Origin of the sequence: Aerococcus sp. UMB1112A (assembly GCF_030230715.1) — a bacterium.
Taxonomy (GTDB): Bacteria; Bacillota; Bacilli; order Lactobacillales; family Aerococcaceae; genus Aerococcus.
This window is the reverse complement of record NZ_JASPDS010000003.1, coordinates 173,811-197,080: the sequence shown is the minus strand read 5'-3', so window position 1 is coordinate 197,080 and position 23,270 is coordinate 173,811. Positions and strand designations below refer to the sequence as shown.

General features: G+C 46.0%; 23 protein-coding genes and 1 pseudogene. 12 read left to right on the top strand and 12 right to left on the bottom strand.

The genetic code is table 11. From position 1 onward, the window contains the following. Positions 1-88: 88 nt before the first annotated feature. The 3 genes and pseudogenes from QP860_RS03080 to QP860_RS03070 form a co-directional block, all read right to left on the bottom strand. The gene (locus tag QP860_RS03080) at positions 89-499 is read right to left on the bottom strand and encodes an oxidoreductase dimerization domain-containing protein (RefSeq protein WP_256374738.1); all 411 of its coding nucleotides are present in this window, start codon (positions 497-499) and stop codon (positions 89-91) included. Between the two features lie 51 nt (positions 500-550). After that, positions 551-1,279, bottom strand: a pseudogene (locus tag QP860_RS03075) (NAD(P)/FAD-dependent oxidoreductase); the annotation flags it as partial. A 42-nt stretch (positions 1,280-1,321) separates the two neighbouring features. Then, the gene (locus tag QP860_RS03070; protein ID WP_070618698.1) at positions 1,322-1,447 is read right to left on the bottom strand and encodes an FAD/NAD(P)-binding oxidoreductase; all 126 of its coding nucleotides are present in this window, start codon (positions 1,445-1,447) and stop codon (positions 1,322-1,324) included. Positions 1,448-1,593: 146 nt separating this feature from the next. On the opposite strand from QP860_RS03070, the gene QP860_RS03065 reads away from it, so the two are divergent. From QP860_RS03065 to QP860_RS03035, 7 genes are all read left to right on the top strand, one after another. Next, positions 1,594-1,761, top strand: coding sequence for a hypothetical protein (locus QP860_RS03065; RefSeq protein WP_168162715.1), 168 nt, complete (start codon positions 1,594-1,596; stop codon positions 1,759-1,761). Positions 1,762-1,764: 3 nt separating this feature from the next. Then, positions 1,765-2,262, top strand: coding sequence for a GNAT family N-acetyltransferase (locus tag QP860_RS03060; RefSeq protein ID WP_083294367.1), 498 nt, complete (start codon positions 1,765-1,767; stop codon positions 2,260-2,262). Positions 2,263-2,440: 178 nt separating this feature from the next. Then, positions 2,441-3,379: a metal ABC transporter solute-binding protein, Zn/Mn family gene (locus QP860_RS03055; protein ID WP_070618695.1), complete on the top strand. Its 939-nt coding sequence runs from the start codon at positions 2,441-2,443 to the stop codon at positions 3,377-3,379. Positions 3,380-3,467: 88 nt separating this feature from the next. Next, complete coding sequence (locus tag QP860_RS03050) at positions 3,468-4,208, top strand: metal ABC transporter ATP-binding protein (protein WP_284912160.1); 741 nt, start codon at positions 3,468-3,470, stop codon at positions 4,206-4,208. Continuing rightward, positions 4,201-5,079, top strand: coding sequence for a metal ABC transporter permease (locus QP860_RS03045; protein ID WP_284912159.1), 879 nt, complete (start codon positions 4,201-4,203; stop codon positions 5,077-5,079). Before QP860_RS03050 ends, QP860_RS03045 begins: the two co-directional genes overlap by 8 nt. After that, a complete protein-coding gene (locus QP860_RS03040; RefSeq protein ID WP_070618686.1) occupies positions 5,079-6,170 on the top strand; it encodes a metal ABC transporter permease in 1,092 nt (363 codons plus the stop codon). Before QP860_RS03045 ends, QP860_RS03040 begins: the two co-directional genes overlap by 1 nt. Positions 6,171-6,272: 102 nt before the next feature. Continuing rightward, positions 6,273-6,869 carry a DUF4230 domain-containing protein gene (locus tag QP860_RS03035; protein WP_070618683.1) on the top strand — a complete coding sequence of 199 codons (597 nt, stop codon included), beginning with the start codon at positions 6,273-6,275 and terminating at the stop codon, positions 6,867-6,869. A 69-nt stretch (positions 6,870-6,938) separates the two neighbouring features. Here the strand turns inward: QP860_RS03035 and gcvPB are convergent, their stop codons facing one another. The 6 genes from gcvPB to QP860_RS03005 form a co-directional block, all read right to left on the bottom strand. Next, positions 6,939-8,429 carry an aminomethyl-transferring glycine dehydrogenase subunit GcvPB gene (gcvPB, locus tag QP860_RS03030; protein WP_070618680.1) on the bottom strand — a complete coding sequence of 497 codons (1,491 nt, stop codon included), beginning with the start codon at positions 8,427-8,429 and terminating at the stop codon, positions 6,939-6,941. Further along, entirely contained in the window at positions 8,429-9,793 is a 1,365-nt protein-coding gene (gcvPA, locus tag QP860_RS03025) for an aminomethyl-transferring glycine dehydrogenase subunit GcvPA (RefSeq protein WP_083294366.1), read from the bottom strand. The genes gcvPB and gcvPA overlap by 1 nt, the downstream gene beginning before the upstream one ends. Before the next feature lie 86 nt (positions 9,794-9,879). Next, complete coding sequence (gene gcvH / locus QP860_RS03020) at positions 9,880-10,245, bottom strand: glycine cleavage system protein GcvH (protein ID WP_070618677.1); 366 nt, start codon at positions 10,243-10,245, stop codon at positions 9,880-9,882. Between the two features lie 93 nt (positions 10,246-10,338). Beyond that, positions 10,339-11,451 carry a glycine cleavage system aminomethyltransferase GcvT gene (gene gcvT, locus QP860_RS03015; RefSeq protein ID WP_070618674.1) on the bottom strand — a complete coding sequence of 371 codons (1,113 nt, stop codon included), beginning with the start codon at positions 11,449-11,451 and terminating at the stop codon, positions 10,339-10,341. A gap of 247 nt (positions 11,452-11,698) precedes the next feature. After that, on the bottom strand, positions 11,699-12,991 hold the full coding sequence (locus tag QP860_RS03010; protein ID WP_083294365.1) for a putative glycoside hydrolase: 1,293 nt from the start codon (positions 12,989-12,991) through the stop codon (positions 11,699-11,701). Continuing rightward, positions 12,981-13,598, bottom strand: a complete 618-nt coding sequence (locus tag QP860_RS03005; RefSeq protein ID WP_070618671.1) for a YkyA family protein — start codon at positions 13,596-13,598, stop codon at positions 12,981-12,983. The genes QP860_RS03010 and QP860_RS03005 overlap by 11 nt, the downstream gene beginning before the upstream one ends. 195 nt (positions 13,599-13,793) lie before the next feature. Between QP860_RS03005 and QP860_RS03000 the strand changes: the two genes are divergently transcribed. From QP860_RS03000 to QP860_RS02990, 3 genes are all read left to right on the top strand, one after another. Continuing rightward, positions 13,794-14,723: an alpha/beta hydrolase family protein gene (locus QP860_RS03000; protein ID WP_070618668.1), complete on the top strand. Its 930-nt coding sequence runs from the start codon at positions 13,794-13,796 to the stop codon at positions 14,721-14,723. Positions 14,724-14,786: 63 nt separating this feature from the next. Beyond that, positions 14,787-15,482: a zinc metallopeptidase gene (locus QP860_RS02995; protein ID WP_070618665.1), complete on the top strand. Its 696-nt coding sequence runs from the start codon at positions 14,787-14,789 to the stop codon at positions 15,480-15,482. Positions 15,483-15,567: 85 nt separating this feature from the next. Further along, positions 15,568-16,284: a DUF975 family protein gene (locus QP860_RS02990; protein WP_070618662.1), complete on the top strand. Its 717-nt coding sequence runs from the start codon at positions 15,568-15,570 to the stop codon at positions 16,282-16,284. A gap of 89 nt (positions 16,285-16,373) precedes the next feature. Here QP860_RS02990 and glnA (QP860_RS02985) read toward each other — a convergent pair whose 3' ends face one another. Continuing rightward, positions 16,374-17,717, bottom strand: a complete 1,344-nt coding sequence (gene glnA, locus QP860_RS02985) for a type I glutamate--ammonia ligase (RefSeq protein ID WP_210382799.1) — start codon at positions 17,715-17,717, stop codon at positions 16,374-16,376. A 267-nt stretch (positions 17,718-17,984) separates the two neighbouring features. On the opposite strand from glnA (QP860_RS02985), the gene QP860_RS02980 reads away from it, so the two are divergent. Beyond that, entirely contained in the window at positions 17,985-18,596 is a 612-nt protein-coding gene (locus QP860_RS02980) for a cyclodeaminase/cyclohydrolase family protein (protein WP_070618655.1), read from the top strand. A gap of 219 nt (positions 18,597-18,815) precedes the next feature. Here the strand turns inward: QP860_RS02980 and glnA (QP860_RS02975) are convergent, their stop codons facing one another. Together glnA (QP860_RS02975) and QP860_RS02970 are read right to left on the bottom strand one after the other, a co-directional pair. Then, positions 18,816-20,156: a type I glutamate--ammonia ligase gene (gene glnA, locus QP860_RS02975; protein ID WP_070817344.1), complete on the bottom strand. Its 1,341-nt coding sequence runs from the start codon at positions 20,154-20,156 to the stop codon at positions 18,816-18,818. Positions 20,157-20,384: 228 nt separating this feature from the next. Next, positions 20,385-21,551 carry a pyridoxal phosphate-dependent aminotransferase gene (locus QP860_RS02970; protein WP_284912158.1) on the bottom strand — a complete coding sequence of 389 codons (1,167 nt, stop codon included), beginning with the start codon at positions 21,549-21,551 and terminating at the stop codon, positions 20,385-20,387. Positions 21,552-21,974: 423 nt separating this feature from the next. On the opposite strand from QP860_RS02970, the gene tyrS reads away from it, so the two are divergent. Next, positions 21,975-23,237, top strand: a complete 1,263-nt coding sequence (tyrS, locus tag QP860_RS02965) for a tyrosine--tRNA ligase (protein ID WP_284912157.1) — start codon at positions 21,975-21,977, stop codon at positions 23,235-23,237. Positions 23,238-23,270 lie beyond the last annotated feature (33 nt).

Genomic DNA, 23,270 nt, shown 5'->3' with positions numbered 1-23,270 from the left:
CCTTAACCAATCTTGGTAGGGGCAGCCTTTTTGGCTCGGCCTTCAGCAGAAGGTCCGATTTTATTTGGCTGACTTTTGTCATATGCTCTTAGAATAGGAGCTTATCAGCGCCACCGATCTTGTAGTCTAAGGCAGCCATAGCGAGGACATTGAGATAGTGCCATGGGCGGTCAAAGCGTGGCATAAAGTGGATGTCAGCGAGAGCTAAGTCTTCGAGAGTCCATCCCGAAGCAATAGCTATTGATAGACCTGTGATGCCATCGGTGATGTCTTCTTTAGACATTAATTGTCCGCCGAGAATGCGGTGGTCATCGGCATCGTAGTAAATCTTCATAGCAACTTTGCCTTCTTTGCGCATGAAGTCAGGATACAGGGGTTCTTCAACATAGCGAGAAGCCACTTGTCCTTGGTATTGGGCAGCGCTAGCGGCCTTGAGACCGGTAGACACGAAATTATAACCAAAGAGGGAGAGGGCTGAAGTCCCTGTGAGTTCAGGCATTTTAACCTTTTGGCCCATGGCATTCAGAGCGGCAACGATCCCTTGGCGTCTAGCAATGGTTGCTAAGGAAATATTGACTTGTTCGTGGGTTGGCGCAAAGGGGACGCAAGTTGAATCTCCGCCCGCATAGACATCAGGAGCAGAGGTCTCAAGGTATTCATTGGTGACAATGAAGCCCCGTTCGTCCATTTCTAAAGTGCCTCGCAGCCACTGGTCATCTGCCTTCACGCCTGCTGCTAGGATGACTGTATCGGCAGGATAGGTCGCTTGGTCAGTGACAACGGCTTTGACCTTACCGTCTTCGCCTTCAAAGGCTTTAACCGTTTCGGCGGGACGGAAGTCGAGGCCGTGATGCTTGGAAGCGGCTTCGAGTACATCAGTAAATTCTTTGTCGAGAGATGTTGCTAAGAGACGGTCTTGCATATCGATCACGGTGACTGGAATTCCTGCTTGGGCATAAGCTTCAGCCACTTCAATACCAATATAGCCCCCACCGATGATAACAGCTGATTGGCAGCCTTCCATTTGTTCTTTGACAGCGGCTGTATCTTCTGGGCCACGGAAGGTATTGATATTCTCGAGGTCAATCCCTTCGATTGGAGGTTTCACGGCATAGCCGCCGGGACTGAGCAAGAGTTTGTCATATGAAACACTGTGCTCGCCTTCTGTATCCTGAACCGTAATTGTCTTCTTATCGCTTTGGATGGCGACAACATCACTGTTGCAGTGAATATGAATCCCCTGGGCACGATAAGATTCTTCGTTGGCAAAGTGTAATTCATCTAATGAATGAGAGGTCCCCTCTACATAAGATTGGCTCCCTCAACCCATAAATGAGGCAGAATCGCCACGTTCATAGAGGTGGATTTCTGCTTCTGGTTTTTGTTTTAAGAGTGTTTGAACAGCTTCATAGCCAAAATGGGAAGTTCCCACTACTACATATTTCATTAATAAATCCTCCAATTCAATTTTTAATTTATAACGATTACAATTATAAGCAGAGAGATTGAGAATGTCAAATAAAGGAACTGCTAAAGAACTTTGTCAGCTTGTGATTTTCTTGGTAAAATATAAGTAGAAAAGGAGATGGTTAGATGTCAACTGATCAAGACAAGAAGTATGAAGAAATGCCAATCGAAGAACCTGATAAACAGGACGGTTTAGAGTGCGGTGTTTGTGCAGATACTAAGTACCAAGCAGTGACGAGTGAAGAAGACTTCCAAGCCTTGCTTAAGGCCTTGAATGTTGATAAGGATGCCTAGACTATGGCAGAAATCTTGATTCGTCCGGCTTGCCAAGAAGATGGTGACCGTTTAGCTGCTATCTACCGGCCCTATGTTGAAGAAACGACGATCAGCTTTGAATACCAAGCTCCAGATGCAGAAGAGATGGCCCAGCGCCTAGCAGATATCCAGGCAGCAGGCTATCCTTATTTGGTAGCTGAGTATGAGGGGGAGATTTGGGGCTATGCCTATGCCCACCCTCTAGGTGAGCGCGAGGCCTTCAAGCACAGTGCCGAACTGAGTATCTATGCGGACCGGCAAGTTCCCGTCAAGGGCGTCGGTTACCGTTTATTCCAGGCGCTTGAAGCAGCCCTTAAAGCCCAAGATGTCGTCAGTCTTGTAGCTGTGATCACAGCCTCTAATAATCGAAGCATCGCCTTCCACGAACGCCAGGGCTTCAAACAAGTAGGCCTCTTACCCAAGGTAGGCTACAAGTTCCAAGAGTGGTTAGATACAGCATATTTATATAAGGAACTCTAAGCTCAGAGTTCAGTGAAACAGGCTCAATAGCGGGCCTGTTTTTTTGTCTGATCGGTTGAATCTATTTTCATGTATTTATCCGCAAAAAGAGCTTGAGAATTAATCTCAATTACATTATAATGTTCCTGTAAACTTTATTTTAGATTAACCTAAAAAATATAAAAAGGGGGACTTTATTTTGTCTAAATGGTTAAAAACACTGGGGCTCCTCGTGGTCGGTGTCTTTGTCTTAAGCGCTTGCTCTAAGGGCTCAGACCAGCAAAAGAGCCAGGCTGAGGGCGGTAAGTTGAATGTTGTCGTCACCACATCTTTCTTAAATGATATGGTTCAACAATTAGCTGGAGATTATGTTTCGAGCAATATGATTATTCCTGCTGGGGAAGACCCACACTTGTATGAAGCTAAACCGCAAGACTTAGAGAAGCTCAAAGGGGCGGAACTTTTGATCTATCATGGCTTGCACTTTGAAGGAAAAATGGTGGATGTCTTAGAGCAACGTGGTAAAGCGGTAACTGCTGACTTCGATGAGAAGGCCTTGGGGAATATGGACCAGGATGGCGAAACCATTGTTGACCCACACTTCTGGTTCGATATTGACCTCTACAAGCAAGCAACAGAGAAATGTTCTGCCTATCTGATTGAGGCCCTACCTGAACATAAGGAAGCCATCGAAAAAAATACCGCAGCTTATCTCAAACAATTGGATGACTTAGACCAGGAAAACAAGGAAAAAATTGCGGGTATTCCAGAAGCCCAGCGCTATTTAATTACACCGCATGATGCCTTTAACTACTTCTCCCGCCGCTACAACATTCCAGTGAAAGCGCCACAAGGTGTGTCAACTGATACTGAAGTGGCCAATAAGGATATCGAAGATACAGTGAACTTCATTGTAGACCATAAGATTAAAGCCATCTTCTCGGAATCAACGACAGACCCTGCCCGGATGAAGAAGCTACAGGAAGCCTGCAAGGCGAAGGGCTTTGACGTGAAAGTAGTCAGCGGCGAAGGTCAAGAGCTCTTCTCAGACTCATTGGCACCAGTCGGTCAGACCGGCGATAACTTCATCGATATGTACCGCCATAATGTCGACTTAATTACTAACAACCTAAAATAAAACCACTAAGGGCTGGAAATAGGAGGATTTTGAAGCTTCTCCTAAAACTCCAGCCTTTTTATCCAAGGATATATGAGGAGGAATTTGAATGAGTCAAGCAATTATAAGTGTTAACCACCTAACCATGGCCTACCATGAGAAACCGGTGCTATGGGATGTCAACCTAGATATTATAGAAAATTCAATTACAGCCATCATTGGGCCGAACGGGGCCGGGAAGTCGACTTTGATTAAAGGCATTCTGGACCTAGAGAAAACCTTGTCAGGCCAGGTGAAGATTATGGGCCAGGACTTTAAGGACGTCCACAAAAAAATCGCCTATATCCCGCAGACCTCTTCCGTTAACTGGGACTTTCCAACAACTGTTGAGGATGTAGTCCTGATGGGGCGCTATGTCCACCTGGGCTGGTTAAAACGGCCGAGCCAAGCGGACCGCAAAAAAGCTGACCAAGCTCTGGCTATGATAGGATTATCAGACTATAAAAAACGGCAGATCTCCCAGTTATCGGGCGGCCAGCGCCAGCGGGTCTTCATTGCCCGGGCCATTGCCCAGGATGCGGATATTTACTTTATGGATGAACCGCTTGCTGGTGTCGACAAACGGACGGAAAAAATTATCATTGATTTCCTCCGGGATGCTCAGAGCCAAGGCAAGACCAGTATTGTTGTCCATCATGATTTGAACACTATCCGCGACTACTTTGACCACCTGGTTATTTTAAACAAGAAAGTGATTGCCCAAGGCCCAGTTGACAGCAGCTTTACGGCGGAGAACTTAGTCAAGGCAGACATGTTGGCCAGGGAAGTGGCAGGTGTTTACCATGCTTAATTGGGAAATTATAAACTCTTATTCTTTCTTGCTGATTGCGACGGGAACCTTCCTGTTAGCTAGTGCCGCTGGTGTTGTCGGCTCCATCTCAGTACTCAAGGGCCAATCCCTCATTGGGGACGCCATTGGCCACGCTGCCTATCCGGGTATTGTCCTCGCCTTTATGATCTTTATGGTGCGCGACCCTCTAATCCTTCTCTTAGGGGCGATGGGGACGGGGATTTTAGCCTTTGTTTTAATCCAATTGGTCAACCGCCAGTCCAAATTGCGTCTGGATGCCGCCCTGGCCGTCACCTTGTCTTCCTTCTTTGGCCTGGGCATGGTCTTAAAGAGTTATATCCAAGGTCATCCCGAGTATGCCTCGGCTTCCCAGGCGGGCTTGAAGAATTATATCTTCGGCCAGGCTGCCTATATCATGGAAGACGATATCAAGTTGATCTTGGTGATTGCCATTTTGTCTCTCCTACTTTTTGCCCTCTTTTATAAGGAAATCAAAGTCTTTATTTTTGATGAGGTCTATGCTAAGACTATCGGCTACCGGACCTCGCTTATGTATGGGGTGATTATGGTGATGACTATGTCGATCATTGGGGTAGGGCTCAAGTTAGTGGGGACGATCTTAATTGCCTCTCTCTTAATTATTCCGACCATTACCGCCACCATGTGGTCTGACCGCTTCCATGTTGTCCTCCTCTTAGCGGGCTTCTTTGGGGGCTTGTCGGCTGTGGTGGGGACCTATTTTTCAACCCTCTACAACGGATTGTCAACCGGTCCAACCATCATTGTGGTCATGACCTTATTTTCCATGTTCTCGATGGTCTTTGGCCGGAAGGGAATGTTGCGTCAAGCCATTGAAAGGAGTAAATATTAATGTCCAGTCTTGAAAACTTTATCTCCCTATTGTTGGCTAACCAGGCCAGTCTCTGGGTTCTAATTGTCACAGCAGTGGCCTGTGCCTTGATTGGCGCTTTCCTTGTTCTAAGACAGTTATCCATGGTCTCAGATGCCATTTCCCACTCGGTTCTCTTAGGGATTGTCTTGGCCTTCTTTATTACCGGAGATCTCCGGTCACCGCTCTTAATTGTAGGAGCAGCTAGCTTCGGCCTCCTCATGGTCTGGCTAACGGAGCTCTTGGCCCAGTCACCCTACATCAAGGGGGACGATGCGGTAGGGATCATCTATCCTTTCTTCTTCGCACTCGCTGTTATTTTGATCACTCGTTATGCGGGCAATGTCCACCTGGATACTGACATGGTCTTGATGGGTGAGGTGATCCTAGCCCCTCTTAATACTATTTCTGTTTTTAATTTCGAAATGCCCAAAGCCTTGTTCGAAATGGGCATTCTTATCGTCCTCAACCTGGCCTTTATTGTCATCTTCTTCAAGGAGTTAAAAATCACGACTTTCGACAAGCAATTTGCCCATATTGCAGGTTTTTCAGCGGGTATCTTGTCTTATAGCCTCATGGCCTTGTGCTCCTTGACAACGGTTGTGGCCTTTGACGCGGTAGGGGCTATTCTGGTGGTTTCCTTCCTGATTGCACCTGGTGCTTCGGCCTATCTGATTGCTAAGGATCTCAAGGTGATGCTGGCCCTATCAGCAGGTTATGGGATTATGAACGCTGTCTTAGGCTATGTTCTATCGCTCTACTTCAATGTCTCCATGTCTGGGATGACGGCGACTATTGCCGGCTTAACCTTCCTCCTGACCTTCTTACTGAATCGAAAGGGCTTGATCACTTCCTTGGTCCTAGCTTATAGCCAACGAAAGGAAATCAAGCGGGCCATCCTCTTACAGGGGGTCAAGAGCTCCCAGTCCATTAATCCCGCCTTGCCGACTGAACAAGTGGATTACCTGGTCCAAGCCGGTTATATCACTGCAGAAGCGGGCGGTAAGTATCGCCTAAAAGACCAAGGACGGGACTATCTGGCTGACTTAGAAAGAAAATATGGGATCAGCTAGGTCCTGGGGCTGATTTTTACTGGAATGAGGATTTTTTGCTTTGGACAGCTCTAAAAAGAGTGATAGAATGAATGCGAGATTATCAAGCAAAAGAGGTGGCATATGCGCTTAAGCAAAAAATCGATAGGAGCTTCTATCCTTGCGGTGCTTATCTTGCTAGGGCTAGCTTTTGGTCTAGGCCAGCACTATAGTGTAGCCGGGGATGAAGACATTACGTCTGAACTTGTCGGCAACCGCTTAGAAGAAGCTAAAGAGCTAACGACTAGTAAATATTTCTATACCAATACCGGTGCTTATGAGAATGATCGTGAATTTTACGGGCTGAAACTTCCTTTCACCAATAAGAAATTTATTGTTTCTTATGATGGAATTATCCACGCTGGGGTTGACTTAGCGGAAGCGGATATTTCGATCAATGGGGATAAAATCCAAGTCAAACTGCCCAAAGCCAAAGTCCTTTCCCATGAAATTGATTCGGATTCGGTCAAGGTCTTTGACGAGGAAGCTAGCATTTTCAACCAAGTTAAGGTCGAAGACTACAGCAAGTTTTCCAATGAACAAAAGAAAACAGCCGAAAAAAAGGCTGTGGATAAAGGTTTACTTGAGGAAGCAGAAAAGCAAGCCCAACAGGCCGTTGAAGACTTGCTCAACATGGATCCTGAAATTCATGAAAATTACCAAGTAGAAGTCCGCTTTTAAAATGAAAAATCAAAATAAAAGGAGCCTGGCCTAAGCCAAGCTCCTTTTTATGATGATTTGCTCATCACTTTATTTGTCTTCTGTTTCTAATTGGTCGAAATCGTAAGTCACAACAATCTTCCGAGCTGCGAGCGCTTCGTCTAAGCGGGCAACAGGGGTATTGTGTGGGGCGGTATTTACAACTTCAGCGTTTTCTTCAACTTCCTTAGCAATCTTAATCATGACGTCGCAGAAGTGATCGAGTGATTCCTTGTGTTCGGTTTCGGTTGGTTCGATCATTAAGCATTCATGAACGATTAATGGGAAGTAAGTCGTTGGAGCGTGGATGTTGTGGTCTAAGAGACGTTTGGCAACATCTTTCGCATTGGCGCCCAATTTCTTCTGAGGCGTACAGTCAATAACAAATTCGTGCTTACAGTGCTGTTTGAAGGGAACATAATAGTAGTCTTCCAGACGGGCCTTGAGGTAGTTAGCGTTAAGCACCGCATCCTCTGAAACTTGGGTTAAGCCTTCGCCACCATAAGTTAAGATATATGCCCATGCCTTCAAATTAACGCCAAAGTTACCGAAGTAAGCTTTCAAGCGGCCATAGGAATCTGGATAGTTACTGTTAAGCACATACTGGTCGCCTTCTTTTTCGATCCGAGGAACGGGCAAGAAGGGGGCCAATTCTTTCTTAACCCCGATTGGGCCAGAACCTGGGCCACCGCCACCGTGTGGACCTGAGAAGGTCTTGTGGAGGTTTAAGTGGACGATATCGAAGTCCATATCTCCTGGACGGGTATGGCCTAAGATGGCGTTAGAGTTGGCACCATCATAGTAGAGTAAGCCGCCAGCTTCATGGATAATTTCTGCGATTTCAAGAATATCGTGTTCAAATAAACCAGCTGTACTTGGGTTGGTAATCATCATCCCAGCGGTATCTGGTCCTACTGCAGCTCGCACAGCATCGACGTCAATAGTCCCTTCAGGATTTGATTTAACTTCAATCACATTGAAGCCACCAATCGCAGCTGTAGCAGGGTTGGTCCCGTGGGCAGAGTCAGGGATTAAGATATTACGGCGCTGTTCCAGTTCGCCATTATGGTCATGATAGGCCTTGATGGTTAACATCCCAGCCCATTCGCCGTGGGCACCAGCACAAGGTTGCATGGTCACTTCATCCATACCAGTGATGAGCTTGATCATTTCTTGGAGTTGATAAAGGACTTCAAGAGAACCTTGGGCTGTTTCGCTTGGCTGGAGTGGGTGGACTTGTGCGAAACCTGGTAAGGCGGCAAGAACTTCATTAATTTTGGGATTGTATTTCATGGTACAAGAGCCTAGAGGATAGAAACCAGTTTCCAAACCAAAGTTACGGTTAGAAAGTAGGGTGTAGTGCCGTAATAATTGGAGTTCTGAAACTTCAGGTAAGCGTGCTGCTTCTTTACGGACGAGATGGTCAGGAATATCTTGGCTTAAATCATAGTCCTCAACGTCATTTTTAGGGAGGCTGATGGCCCGACGTCCTGGACGAGAAATTTCAAAGATTGTTTGGTTATATTCAGTAGATGCAGTCATTATTTCGTCACCTCCACGAGAGCTTCAACAAAAGCATCGATCTCTTCTTTTGTTCTCTTTTCAGTAGCGCATAGAAGGACGGTATTATCTTGGCCGTAAACATCAGAAACGTCATAGCCCCCAACAAAACCTTTGTCTAGGAGGGCTTTGTTGACTTCTGCAACGGGTTGTTTTAAATCAACAATGAACTCATTAAAGAATGCGCTTTCATTTAAGACGTTAAAACCTTCTGCTTTGAGTGACTTGGCCAGATAGTGTGCCTTGTTGATATTACGTTTGGCCATTTCGATAATGCCTTCCTTACCCACAGCAGACATGAAGACAGCTGAAGTGAGGGCCATAAGACCTTGGTTAGAAGACATATTAGAAGTAGCTTTTTCACGGCGGATATGTTGCTCGCGTGTCTGCATGGTCATGGCATAACCACGTTGACCATTGGCATCAAGGGTTTGCCCAATGATACGGCTAGGTAACTTACGCATATACTTCTTAGTGGTTGCAATGTAACCGGCATGTGGTCCACCAAAGGACATTGGAATGCCGAATGGTTGGGTATCGCCGACTACAATATCCGCTCCTAGGGCACCAGGGCTTTCGAGGACAGCTAGGGCTAATGGGTTAGCTGAAACAACCAAGAGGGCCTTAGAGCCTTCCATCAGGTCTTTAATTGCTTTGAGGTCTTCGATTGAGCCGAGGAAGTTTGGATATTGGACAACAATAGCACCTACCTCATCAGCTGAGAAGGCTTCTTTTAACTTATCGAAGTCTGTGACATCACCCTTAAGTGGGATGTCTTCAACCTCATAATCCATACCGTAGCCATAGGTGTGAAGGACCTCACGACCTTGTGGGTGGACTCCCATTGAAAGCAAGACTTTGTTACGTTTGGATTGTTTCGTTGCAAGGTTACAAGCTTCGCCTAGAGAAACAAAACCATCATAAGTGGAGTCGTTAGTAACATACATGCCTGTCAGCTCAGCCAACATGGTTTGGTATTCAAAGAGGGCTTGGAGCTCCCCTTGGCTGGCCTCCGGTTGATAAGGTGTATAGGCAGTTAGAAATTCTTGGCGTTGTGTGATAGAATTGACAACAGCAGGAATAAAGTGATCATAAACTCCTGCGCCAAGGAAGTAGGCATAGTCATCGGCGTTTACATTCTTAGCTGCGATTTCAACAGCGTGTTTTTTCAATTCGCTTTCGGTGAGCGCTTCTGGCAATTGCTTAAAGGCTTCTTTGACCGAATCTCTAACGGAGGCTGGAATATCTTCAAAAAGCTCGTCAACGCTTTTTGCACCGATGGTTTCAAGCATTTCTTTCCGGTCCTCTTCGGTAACCGGTAAGTAGCGGTGTTTGTAATCTGACACTAGATTCACATCCTTTGTTTATAGATTATAGCTTTTTTAAAGAAAACGGGTTCAGTGGGGCTGAACCCGTTACTTTTTAGAAGGGCTTATTCAGCAATGAACTCTTTGTAAGCTGCTTCATCCATGAAGTCAGAAGTATCTACTTCATCTTCAGCTTCAATAACAGCAATCCATGCATCTGCTGGTGATTCATTCATGAATTCAGGCTCATCGTCTAAGCGTTCATTCACTTCGGCAATCGTACCATCTACTGGAGAATAAACTTCAGAAGTTGATTTAACAGATTCAACAGATGAGAAATCTTCTTCTGCTTCAACTTCGTCGTCTACATCAGGAAGTTCAACGTAAACAATTTCTCCTAATTGTTCAACCGCATAGTCAGTCAAGCCGATACGAACTTTTTTGCCGTCAACTTCGATCCATTCGTGTTCTTCAGTATAAAATTTAGCCATTTTCCTTGCCTCTTTCTATAAAATATTTATCACTGATTAAGTGACACTTACATTGTATAATAAATTTTTAACGAACTCAATAAAACGCTTTAATTAGCGACGTAACCAGTCTTTCTTGCAGACAAGAGCAGGAACTTGTTTTTTACGCACTTGGATAAGGACTTCGTCTCCAAATTCAGTTGCTCCCTTGTCGACAATCATATAGCCGATAGCCTTGCCGAAAGTAGGTGACTTGGTACCTGAAGTAACAAAGCCAATTTCGTCGCCGTCCTTGTTGTAGACGGTATAGCCTTCACGGGCGATCCCTTTACCTGTTAATTCAAAGCCGCGTGATTGACGTTTTTGTTCGCCTTCTTTTTGCGCTTTTAGGTAGTCTTGGCCGATGAAGGGAACTTCTTTATCTACTTTAACGGCGAAGCCAATACCGCCTTCAAGAGGGTTGATATCTTCGGTTAGGTCTTGGCCATACAAGCACATGCCGCCTTCTAAGCGAAGGGTATCCCGGGCACCGAGGCCGCATTCTTGAATACCATATTCTTCACCGGCTTCAAGTAAGGCCTTCCAGAGGTCAGCTGTGTCTTCCCATTTGAGGTAAAGTTCAAAACCATCTTCCCCTGTATAACCTGTCCGTGAGATCATGACATGGTCAATACCAGCGACTGTTTGATCATCTAAGAAGTGGAAAGCTTTGATGCTGTCAAGATCGGCATCGGTTAATTTTGCTAAAACATCTTGGGCTTTTGGACCTTGGATTGGAATTAAACCAACTTGATCTGAAATATCAGTGATTTCAACTTGACCGTCATTGTGTTCATTTAACCAAGCTAAGATTTTTTCCTTATTGGCACCGTTAGGGGTGACCATGAATTCATCTTCAGCCTTACGGTAGTTAATGAGGTCATCTAGGGTGCCTCCATCTTCCTTAACCACAGCTGTATATTGGGCTTGGTTTACCGCACACTTGCTGATATCATTGGTGATCAGGGAATTGAGGAAGTTTTCTGCTTCTTCCCCCTTGACGATGATTTCTCCCATGTGTGAGGTTTCAAATAAGCCAACCTTATTCCGTACGGCGTGGTGTTCATCGATTTGGGAGGTAAATTGGATAGGCAAAGCCCAGCCCCCAAAATCGGTGAGGTTTAATCCTTTTTCCACATAATAATCGAAGAGTGGACTATGTTTAAGTCCTTCTAAATTAACGCTCACTATACGTTTCCCTCCTTAAATTTATTAACCAATTAATAGTTACAAGCTAATACTATCATAAAATAAAACGCTTTCAAAGCTTTTTGTCCTGAGAGATGAGAAAGTAATTGATAGCAAATGTGAGAAAAGGCTGAGGCTATAAGCTTTTCCCTTTCAAATTTATTTGAAAAAAGAAATGAAAATGCTCCAGTCATTCTTGGAAAAGAAGTTTGACTGGAGCATTTTCATTGTTTCGATCTGTAGCTGCCTATTTATAATCGACATTAGGATTATATTCGTTAGCTGCATTCCAGAAGAGGTATTCATTGACCCCGTGTTCGGCAAGGGCGTCGATTTGGTCTTGGTAGGCTTGGGCGTCGTATTCTTTATAATTGCCTGAACCTAGATAGGAAGCGGTAAAGGCTTGGAGCCATGGACGGACAATTGGTTTATCCTGGACGGCATCCAATTGATCCAATTCTGCTTGGGTATAGATGTCTACGACCTTATAAGGTTCCAAGTCAGGAGCAGCTAGACCGAAGTCACCGTTGTTCCAGTGGCTTGGATAAATCATAGCCGAGATCGCATCGACCTGTTCGGCAATATCGTGGTAGTTTTGACCGATACCTGGAGCACTCCCAGTGGTTGTTACATAGCCGAAGATATCAGCTGATACATTGACGCCATAAGGTTGGAGGGCATCGTGGGCATAGGCTAGGAAATCTGTGATGGCCTTTTGGCGGGCTTCGATACTGTCCTTGCCATATTCCACATAGTCCCCCATATCGTATTCTAATGAGGTGCCGAATGTTTCAAAGCCTTCAGGGAAGCGAACATAGTCGAATTGGATGTCCTTGAAACCAGCTTTGGCTGCGGCCTGAGCGACATCCACAATGTAGTCCCAGGTCTCTTTATTGTATGGGTTCAGAAAGGTTTGCCCGCTGGCGTCCTTCCAAATCTCACCGTTAGATCGTTTGAAACTCCATTCAGGGTGTTCTTCAGCTGCAAAGGTGTCCTTGAAGGTGGTGATCCGAGCAATTGGATAGATTTGCTTCTCTTCAAAAATTTTCATCATTTCTTTGACATCGAAGGTTTGGTCAAGGAATTTACCAATCAAAGGATTATCGGATTCCAGAGGGGTTGTGATTGAGCCCCAGTCTGATTTGACATCAATAACGACGGAATTTAAACCGCTATTGTCGATTAAGTTAATATTGTCTTGGAGGAGCTGGGGCGTCCCCATGCCAGTTGCTGACAGGTAGATCCCTTTAACTCCTTCTTTAGGATAGGCAATGTCGACGCCACTATCCACATAGAAACGGGAGGGGAGGGTAGCAGGACGACCAATCAGCTTTTGGTCATAAATTTCTAGATCAGTTGTGCTGACCTCTGCCTTCTGATAGTCGGTGTTGCCAGCAGAGGAGAAGACATTACGGAAGAAAAAGATCCCTAAGAGGGCGACGACAACCAGTCCTAAAAGACCAGCTGTGATGATCTTCCAGGTGGTGGTTTTGCTTTTTCTAACTTGTTTTTTCTTATTTTGTGGGCCTCTATTTGCCATTGTCGGCCTCCTTTCTTTGTTCGCTTAATTGGTTGAGGGCTTCTAAGGCATCTTCGCTAGCCTTTAGCTTGTCTTGGGCCTGGCTGTGGAATTGATTAATTTCCTTCATTCCGCCCTGGAAGGTCTCAAAGTTGGCGTCTTCAGATTTTAGCGACTGGTAATAGTCCGTCTCCTTATCGAGCATCTGGCGGTAGCTATCGAGATAGGCGGATAGGTTATCAATGACAGTCTGGGCAGGTTCGGCCACATCGGTATGGGCATAGGCCGCCTCATCAGATGAATTCTTGCCTTCTTCTAGGGCCTGCATGCTTTGACTAAAGTCATCAAAGGCTGCTTTTAATTGCTCATAGTTTTTCTCCCGGTAGGCTAGGTTTTGCTGAGTCTCACTTCCACGCTGGCTTAGCGTTTTTAGACTTTCATCAGCTGCAATATCATGGTCGAAGGCTTCCTGCAACTTGTCTTCACCTACTTGGAGATGGTTAAGCGAGCTAGTCATTTCACCTGCTGAATCGTATAGTTTTTCAACGCTTGCTTCTGGGCTGTTAGAGCAGGCTCCTAATAAGAGAAGGCTAGAAGCTGCTAGCACCCATTTCAATCGTTTCTTCAAAATCTTCACCTCATTAAAATTTTATAAAAATGCATATCAGTTATTAAGTATATAAGAAATTCCAGTCATTTAAAAGTGAAAAGTGTATTCTGCTAGCTTTCTCCTGTCCGATAGTCAAAAATCCGTCTTAGGACGGTAGAAGCGGCTAGAAAAGATCCTTATAATTGAGTCAAAATATGCAAAGGAGTTAAAATTATGGGAAAACAGTCAGCCAATCAAAAACGTTTGTGGCGTTTGGCCTATGCGGCAGCTTTGGCGGGCCTCGGTTATGCCTACCATGCCCTGAGTCAAGGGCGGAGTGTACGTAGTAAAATGCTGCATGATGGCCATAAGCTTGCCCAGTTTAAAGATTATTGGCAGGATGGCGACCTAATTAAAGAAGAGCTCATCCGAGAGGCTAAGGACTTAGGGGATGGCCTGCTAAGTTCAGATCAAGCGGCGCGTTATAATATGGATCTGAAGCAGACTTCGGCTGGGGCTTATTATGAAATGATTAGTCCAGCTAGGCAAAAGGGCCCTGCCCTTATCTATTGGCACGGTGGAAAGCGGGTCCAGGCTGTTTCTGATCGGGAGTGGTATTTCTTAAAGCAGCTGGTTGATCGCTTGCAGGTGCCCTGCTATATTCCGATCATCCAGCCCCTAGCTCTAAGCCATTTAAACGAAGAGGTAGACCGCTTGACGGCTCTCGTCCAGGACATCTTAGTGAGCGAAGACTTGCCCTCTTTCAACTTTCTTGCCAGCGATTCAGGAGCCCTTTTCGCGCTAGCTCTGGTTCCACGCTTTAAAGAGCCATTGGAGCGCCAGGTTCTCTTATCGCCTTGGCTAGCGGCCCCCAGTGAGAGCCCAGAAGAAAGTCTAGAGGACCAGGCAATCAAGTCCCTCTTCGATACACAAGCAGCGAGTCGTCTCCTTGACCAGACCGATTTCAGCCAAGTCGCGCCAACGCGTTTTATTGTCGGCACAGCGGATAGTGAGCAAGCTAGCAGTCTGAAGACCTACCAGCGTTTACGGGCTAAAGCTGTGCCAAGTCAGTTCTACCGTTTTGACTTGATGGCGGCCGATTTCTATCTTTATCCCATGCCTGAACAGGAGGAAGTCATGGAATTGCTAGAAGAGAGTTTGTAAGAGTCGTTATATGGCTCAAAATTCGTTATACTAGTAGAGAGATTGATGAAGGAGTGATTGCGGATGATTTTTCCATTTTTTGACCGAACGATTATTCTTGTCCTGATTGGGATGGGGATTGCTGCTTTAGCCAGCGCTAATGTGAATCGAACTTTTCGTAAGTACAGTAAGTATCAGAATGAACGGGGCTTTACAGGACGTGAAGTTGCTGAGTATATTCTCCAAGAGTCAGGGATCCAGGATGTCCAAGTCGAAGGGGTGGCTGGAGAGCTGACGGACCACTATGATCCGAGAGGCAAGGTGCTTCGCCTGTCAGAACCGGTCTATAACCAAAGCTCGGTGACGGCTATCGGGGTTGCCGCCCATGAATGCGGCCATGCTGTCCAGGACGCCAAGGATTATGGCTTCATGCGTTTTAGGGAGCGCTTAGTCCCAGTGGTTAATTTTGGTTCGAGCGCTTCCTTTCCCATCCTGATGTTAGGTGTCCTATTTGGGATGAATGGCTTTTTGATTAAATTAGGGATAGCGCTCTTTGCTTTGACCCTGGTCTTCCACCTGGTGACCCTACCCGTTGAGTTCAATGCCTCTAACCGGGCCTTGACTATCTTAGAGGAGGGACAGATTCTGTCGTCAGCTGAGTTACCTTATGTGAAGAAGACCCTTCGTGCCGCAGCTTATACCTATGTGGCTGCGACCCTGGCCAGTGCCCTCTCCCTCTTACGGGTGGTTCTCTTATTTGGAGGCAACCGCGACAATTAGGTATGTTTACTCTTAGAAATAAGCCTTAAGACGGAAGCCATCAGGGGGTGAATTTGCTATAGTAAGTTAAAAAGGAGGTTCTAGAGTGGAAACAGCTGATATTAAAGACCAGGCTAAAGCGATCATGCAGGCGGACTGGCCGCGTTATGTCATGATTACCATCGCCTATATGCTCTTGACAACTTTTTTAAGTTCAGCCCCTGCTATTTTTTGGCCCTTTGGTTTAATTTTTTCATTTTTCTTATACTTGCTGGTTCAAGCATCTTCCGTCGTCTACCGGCAGATTTTTTTAAATGATTGGCGAAATGAGGAGATTAAGCTAGGGCAGACCCTATTGAATCCCTTGATTCAGAATTTTTGGCGGTACGGGATGACCAAGATCTTACAGTATATGTATATCTTTTTCTGGTCTTGCTTACTGGTCTTGCCTGGAATTTACAAGGCCCTCTCTTATAGTATGGTGACCTTTGTTCTGACGGACCAGGATGATCTCGCTTATAATGATGCGATTCGGGAGAGTGAGCGGCTGATGCAAGGGCATAAGTGGGCCTATCTATGCCTGAATTTGCGCTTTTTAGGCTGGGATGTGGCTAATCTTCTCTGTGCGGGTTTGCTGACGGTTTATGTGCTGCCTTATCGTAGCTTGGCACAGAGCCAATTCTATTTGACTTTAGTTGAAGCTAAGGGACGGACCGGGCAAGCAGATCGTGCGCAATTTGCTAAGGCGGCTGATCCAGATTCAGGTCCTAGCTTTCGATCAAGAGCTAACAAGGTGCACGAAGAGGACTGGGACGATTTTTAAAAACTAAAAGAGTACAATGAAAAGCCATCAACACTGGGGAACAGTCCCTTTTGTTGATGGCTTTTTATTAGTTTTAAAATTTCTGAGCTCTAATAGGCTTGGAAGTAGTGGTCTAATTCCCACTGCGAAACTTGCATGGCATATTCGTTACATTCCAAGCGTTTGCTAGAAATAAAGTTCTCGGTAATGTGCTGGCCAAGTGAAGCCTTAACCACGTCATCGATTTCCAGTTCGTCAAGGGCATAGTCGAGGGTCATCGGTAGTTGCTCGATACCTGCTTCAGCTAGTTCGCTCTCGGTCATGCTGTAGATGTTACGGTCGGTTGGAGCGTCAGGTTGGAGTTCGCGGTCAATTCCATCCAGGCCTGCACCAATTAAGCTGGCCATGATTAAGTAAGGGTTGGCTGAGGGGTCAACTGACCGTAATTCAATCCGGGTAGAATTTCCGCGAGCAGATGGGATGCGGACTAGGGGTGAGCGATTCTGTTGGGACCAAGCAATGTAGACAGGCGCTTCATAGCCAGGAACCAAGCGTTTATAGGAGTTAACGATAGGGTTGCCTACCGCCGTAATGGCTTTGGCATGGTCGAGGATACCGGCCATGAATTGGTAAGCCGTCTCTGAAAGACCGAGCTCATTGTTAGCATCATAGAAGGCATTGCCCTGGTCGTTGAAAAGAGACATGTTGCAGTGCATACCTGACCCCGCGATGTTAGCAACAGGTTTAGGCATAAAAGTAGCGTGCATATTGTGTTTGCGAGCGATACTCTTAACGATTAGCTTAAACATTTGGATCCGGTCACAGGCTGTTACCACGCTGTCGTACATGAAGTCTATTTCATGTTGACCAATCGCTCCTTCATGGTGGGAGGCTTCTACTTCAAAGCCCATTTCTTCAAGGGTTAGAACAATATCGCGCCGGCAATTCTCGCCAAGATCGACGGGAGCTAGGTCGAAGTAGCCACCGTGGTCGTTGACCTGGGTAATCGGTAGGCCGTTTTCATCACGCTTAAAGAGGAAAAACTCGGCTTCTGGGCCCAGGTTGAAGTCGGTAAAGCCCTTAGTATTCATCTTAGCTACCATGCGTTTTAAGTTGCCACGTGGATCACCGGGGAAGGGGCTGCCATCGGGGAGGAAGATGTCACAGATTAAGATGCCGATGTGCTTGCCCGATTCGGTGGTCCAAGGAAAGATCATCCAGGTATCTAGGTCAGGAATCAGATACATGTCGGACTCCTCGATACGGACAAACCCCTCAATGGAAGACCCATCGAACATCATCTTGTTACTCAAGACCTTCTCTAACTGGCTGATTGGGACTTCAACGTTTTTTAAGACGCCGTTGACATCGGAGAAGGCGAGGCGGAGGAAGTGTACATCTTTTGCTTCGGCTTCTTCACGGATTTGATCAGCTGTAATCTTTGCCATAAAAATACTCCTATCTCTTGTTTGTTCCTTTTTACCACTAACAATGAATTCATTATGAAACATAAGACAAAAGAATGCAATAAATAATTCACATATTTTGTCATAAAATGTAACATCATAAAAGCTATGAGTGCCAAATTTCTTTGATTGAGACGCTGGATGAAGTTATAAAGGGCTTTAGCGTGATATAAGCTTACAGATCTTTTGAGTTGTAAGAAAGCGCTTTTATGGTAAAATGTGTGTAAGTTGATTATAAGAAAGGGGTTCGTTTTTATGGATTTAAATACTTATATTGCTGATGTGGCTTCATCTAAGTCTGCGCCTGGAGGTGGCTCTGTCATTCCCTTGACGGGGGCTTTAGGAACAGCTTTGGGATGTATGGTCCTCGAAATTACAAAAGAAAAGGTAAAAGATGCGGATCTTGACCGGATAGATCATATTTTGAGTCAAGGTCATGCCTACATTGACCAGTTGAAGGACTTGAGCCAAAAAGATGCTGAAGTTTCTGGTAAAATGTTTGCCCAATATGCCTTGCCCCGGGAGACAGAAGAGGAGAAAGCAAGGCGGACAGCTGCCATCCAAGAAGCGCTGCTGGGAGCAACTGAAGTTCCCTTGCAAGTGATGGAAACTAGCCTCAAAGCCATGCGCTTGCTTGAGGAAATTGCGGAAATCGGTCGGAAATCAGTCCTAGCTGACGTCGAAGTTGGAGTTCAGCACCTCTATACAGCCTTGCAGTGTGCCAAATACAATGTCCTTGAGAATGTCAACTTGATTAAGGATGAAGAAAAAGCCCAGGCCTACCAAGACCGGGCAGACCAGGCTCTCCAGGGGTCAGAAGAAGTTAAAGCCGCTGTTCTAGCTGCTGTCGATGATCGTCGCAAGTAATCCTGCGATGACCTGCTGACCAGGCTAGCCATAAAGAGAGTGTGACAAAAGTCGATCAGGCCTGAACCACTGGAGCGAACTATGAGAAAACGTTTACTAACGATTTCTCATAGTTCGTGAAGTGGATGTCAGGCCTGACTTTTGGAGCAGTTTTTTGAAAAAGTGTTCGCTATTTAAAAAGAGGCTGGAACTTTTGTCCCAGCCTCTTAATGCTACTTGTTAATAGCTTCTAAAATAATGGTCGAGCTCCCACTGGGAGATCTGTAAGGCATACTCATTGCATTCCAAACGCTTGCTAGAGATGAAGTTTTCCGTAATATGCTGACCAAGCGCTTCTTGGATTTTACTATCCTGTTCGAACTCATCCAGGGCATGGTCGAGCGAATTTGGTAATTGTTCAATGCCCGCTTGGCGCAGTTCATTTTCTGTCATGCTGTAGATGTTGCGGTCAGTCGCCTTAGCTGGTTGGAGTTCTTTTTCAATGCCTTCCAGGCCAGCGCCAATCAAGGCCGCCATAATAAGATAAGGATTAGCAGAGGGGTCTACTGACCGCAGCTCAATCCGGGTCGAGTTCCCACGGGCAGAGGGAATCCGAATGAGGGGTGAGCGGTTTTGGGCTGACCAAGCGATATAGACAGGCGCTTCATAGCCGGGCACGAGACGCTTGTAAGAGTTAACCAGGGGATTACCGATAGCGGTTAGAGCCTTGGCATGCTTGAGAATGCCGGCCATGAATTGGTAGGCAGTCGTTGAAAGACCAGTCGCGCTGTCGGCTTCATAGAAGGCATTGCCTTCTGCGGTGAAGAGGGACATGTTGCAGTGCATGCCAGAGCCTGCGATATTGGCAACGGGTTTAGGCATGAAGGTGGCATGGAGATTGTGTTTGCGGGCGATACTCTTAACGATCAGCTTGAACATTTGGATGCGGTCACAGGCCGTCACCACGTCATCGTATTTGAAGTCGATCTCATGTTGGCCGATCGCACATTCATGGTGGGAGGCTTCCACTTCAAAGCCTAACTTTTCAAGGGTTAAGACGATGTCGCGCCGGCAGTTTTCTCCCAGGTCGACGGGGGCTAAGTCGAAGTAGCCAGCGTGGTCGTTAACTTGAGTTGTTGGTTGGCCGTTCTCGTCGCGCTTGAAAAGGAAGAATTCCGCTTCGGGGCCAAGGTTGAAGGCGGTAAAGCCTTTAGCATTCATCTTGGCTACCATGCGCTTCAAGTTACCGCGGGGGTCTCCAGGGAAGGGGTCGCCATTAGGTAAGAAAATATCACAAATCAAGATGGCGATGCGCTTGCCTTCGTCTGCAGTCCAAGGGAAAATCATCCAGGTATCGAGATCAGGGACTAGGTACATATCGGATTCTTCAATGCGGACAAAACCTTCAATAGAAGAGCCATCGAACATCATTTTATTGTCGAGCACCTTATCGAGCTGACTGATTGGGACTTCAACGTTTTTTAGGATGCCGTTGACATCAGAGAAGGCTAGGCGTAAGAAGTGGACATCTTTATCGACAACCTCTTGGCGAATGAATTTAGCGGTTATTTGATTAGCCATATGTGGTTCCTCTTTCTAATTCCGAGTCATTTGATGTTTTTATTATGACTTAAGGCAAAGATAAAAACAAAAAAATCTTCACGCAAGATGTTATGTTATATAACTTATATAATAGCGCTTACATCGCTTTTTAATTAAGCTTTCATTCAAAAAGAGCAAAAATATGTAAAGGAAAATCGTCATTTTAATCCAAAATGACGATAATACCTAAAACCTATGTCAATAAATCTAACTCATGTGCCGTTTGGAAAAGGATCGAAGGCCGACCAGAAGTTTTTCTAATTTAGTCTGGCTGGCAGCGAAGGAGATGCGGATAAAACCCTCCCCGGCTGATCCGAAACTGGAACCAGGAATGACGGCCAAGCCCTCTTCAGCAATGAGCTGGGTGACGAATTCCCAGGATGTGAAAGGAAATTCAGAGACATCAGCAAAAGCATAGAAGGCGCCCTGGGTGTCGGCGCAATGGATGCCCTTGATTTGGTTGAGTTGGGGGATCAAATACTGCCGTCTCTGATCATAGGCTTGGCGCATGTCTTCAGTGGCAGCTTGGCCTTCCTCGAGGGCGACCTGACAAGCATCTTGGATAAATTGAGGAACCGCAAAGCCGATGCCTTCCTTGAATTCAGCCATCACCTGGGCCATGGCGGGATCGGGGCAGAGGGCAAAACCGCAGCGGTAGCCTGTCATGGAGAAAGACTTGGAGAAACTATCAACGACGATGGTTTGGTCTGCGTTGGGCAAGTCAGGATTGGCGAAACTGCTATGGGCGGCTTGAGGATAGGTAAGGGTGTGGTAAACTTCATCGGCTAGGATGAAAAGATCGTGGTCGAGGGCGACTTGACTGATGGCTTGAACCTTGTCTGCATCGATGACTGTGCCCAAGGGATTATTCGGGGTGTTTACAATAATAAGTTTCGTCCGCTCGGTGATCGCCGCTTCCAAAGCTTCGATTTGAGGCTGGAAGTGATAGCGGGCTTCTAAGGGGACGAGGACCGCCTTAGCCCGCATGGCTTCCACTTGGCCCAGGTAATTGGGATAGTGGGGAGTGAAGATAATAACTTCATCTCCAGGATTGAGAGTCGCCATGATGGTCAGTAGGCAGGCCTCTGTTGCACCAAAGGAGACCACAACTTGCTCGGCCTGGTAGTGGCTGTGGTAGTGGTGGTTATAGTAATTGGCGATAGCTTCCTGGAGGCCGGGCTCGCCGATATTGGGGCCATAGTAGGTACGGTTGGCGTCAATTTGTTCCTTAGCAGTTTCTTTAACCAAGTGGGGGGAAGGAAAATCTGGCTCGCCCATGGTGAAATAGTCAACATCTGGGAATTGTTGAGCATAGCGAGCCAGCTTCCGAATCGTTGATGCGGGGTAATTTTGTGCAAGATATGATAGGTCCATGGAATCCTCCTTTTTCTTCAAGCTTACTACAGGGTCCGGCTTTTGACAAAGGCTTTTAAAGCAGGAGGTAAAATATTTTTATTTGGTTTGACTTTTCTGACTGGGTCGCTTATACTAGGCCCACATAGATAAAATATCGAATTGCAGTAGCCTTGGCAGACGCGATAGTAGAGAGCTAGTGGTTGGTGAAAATTAGCCCGTCGTCAAGTGTGAATTACGGTTCCTCGGTCTAAGATATTAGGGTCATGTCCTTTAACGCATGTCGAGTGGCTAGTGTTCTAGCAAACTGGGTGGTAACACGGTAAGGTCGTCCCTAGGCTTCACAAGGAGTGAGGCTTAGGGACTTTTTTATTAGTCTGGGATCTTAGACGGGGCTAATCGATGAATATTGCCTGCATATGAATTAATTTAAGGAGGTTTATCATGAATATTATTGATGAATTGGAATGGCGGGGAGCCATTAACCAGCAGACGGATGAAGAGGGCTTGAAAGATTATGTTGAAAACCATAAGATCAGTCTCTATTGTGGGGTCGATCCAACGGGGGACTCTTTGCATATTGGCCACTTAATTCCTTTTATTATGCTGAAACGTTTCCAACTTGCTGGGCACCGGCCAGTGATTTTGATCGGTGGGGCGACCGGGACAATCGGGGATCCATCAGGTAAGTCTGAAGAACGTCAGCTCCAATCTCTTGACAAAGTAAATGAAAATGCGCGTAAGTTGAGCGAACAGATGAAGAAGCTCTTCCTCAAGGATCCAGATGCTGATTTCCGCATGGTCAATAACTATGATTGGACCAAGGACATTAGCTTGCTTGACTTCTTGCGGACGGCCGGCAAGCGCTTCAATGTCAATACCATGTTGGCTAAGGATATCGTTGCTTCCCGCCTAGAAGTAGGGATTTCCTTTACTGAGTTTGCCTACCAAATCCTCCAATCTATGGACTTCCTCCATCTCTACCAAGAAGAGGACGTTCGCCTGCAAATTGGTGGGGCCGACCAATGGGGGAATATTACCTCAGGCTTGGACTACATCCGCAAGGTGGAAGGACCGGAAGCCCAAGCTTTTGGATTAACCATTCCTTTAATGCTGAAAGCTGATGGTACCAAATTCGGCAAGACTGCTGGTGGGGCTGTTTGGTTAGATCCTGAGAAAACTTCGCCATATGAATTCTACCAATTCTGGGTCAACCAACAAGATGCCGACGTCATTAAATACCTCAAATACTTCACTTTCTTGTCTCAAGAAGAGATCGCTGACTATGCAGAAAAAGTTGCGAATGAACCTGAAAAACGTGAAGCTCAGAAGGCCTTAGCAGAGGAAATGACCCGCTTCGTCCACGGCGAAGAAGGCTTACAAGATGCCTTAGCCATTACTGACGCCTTATTCAAAGGCGATATCAAACAGCTGACTGCCCAACAAATCGAGCAAGGCTTTGGCAAGATGCCAGGTAAAACCATGCCTAAGGAAACTGCTAACCTAGCCGTTTGGTTGGTGGATGCGGAAGTTGAGAAATCTCGCCGCCAATCCCGTGAAGATATTCAAAACGGTGCGATTTATATTAACGGTGAACGGGTTCAAGATTTGGATTATGAAATTTCTGAAGCCGATGCCATTGAAGGTCGCTATATTGTCGTGCGCCGGGGCAAGAAGAAATATTTCTTGATTACATTGGCCGACTAGTCATTCAAATATCTAAGAGAAAAGTTTCCAGTT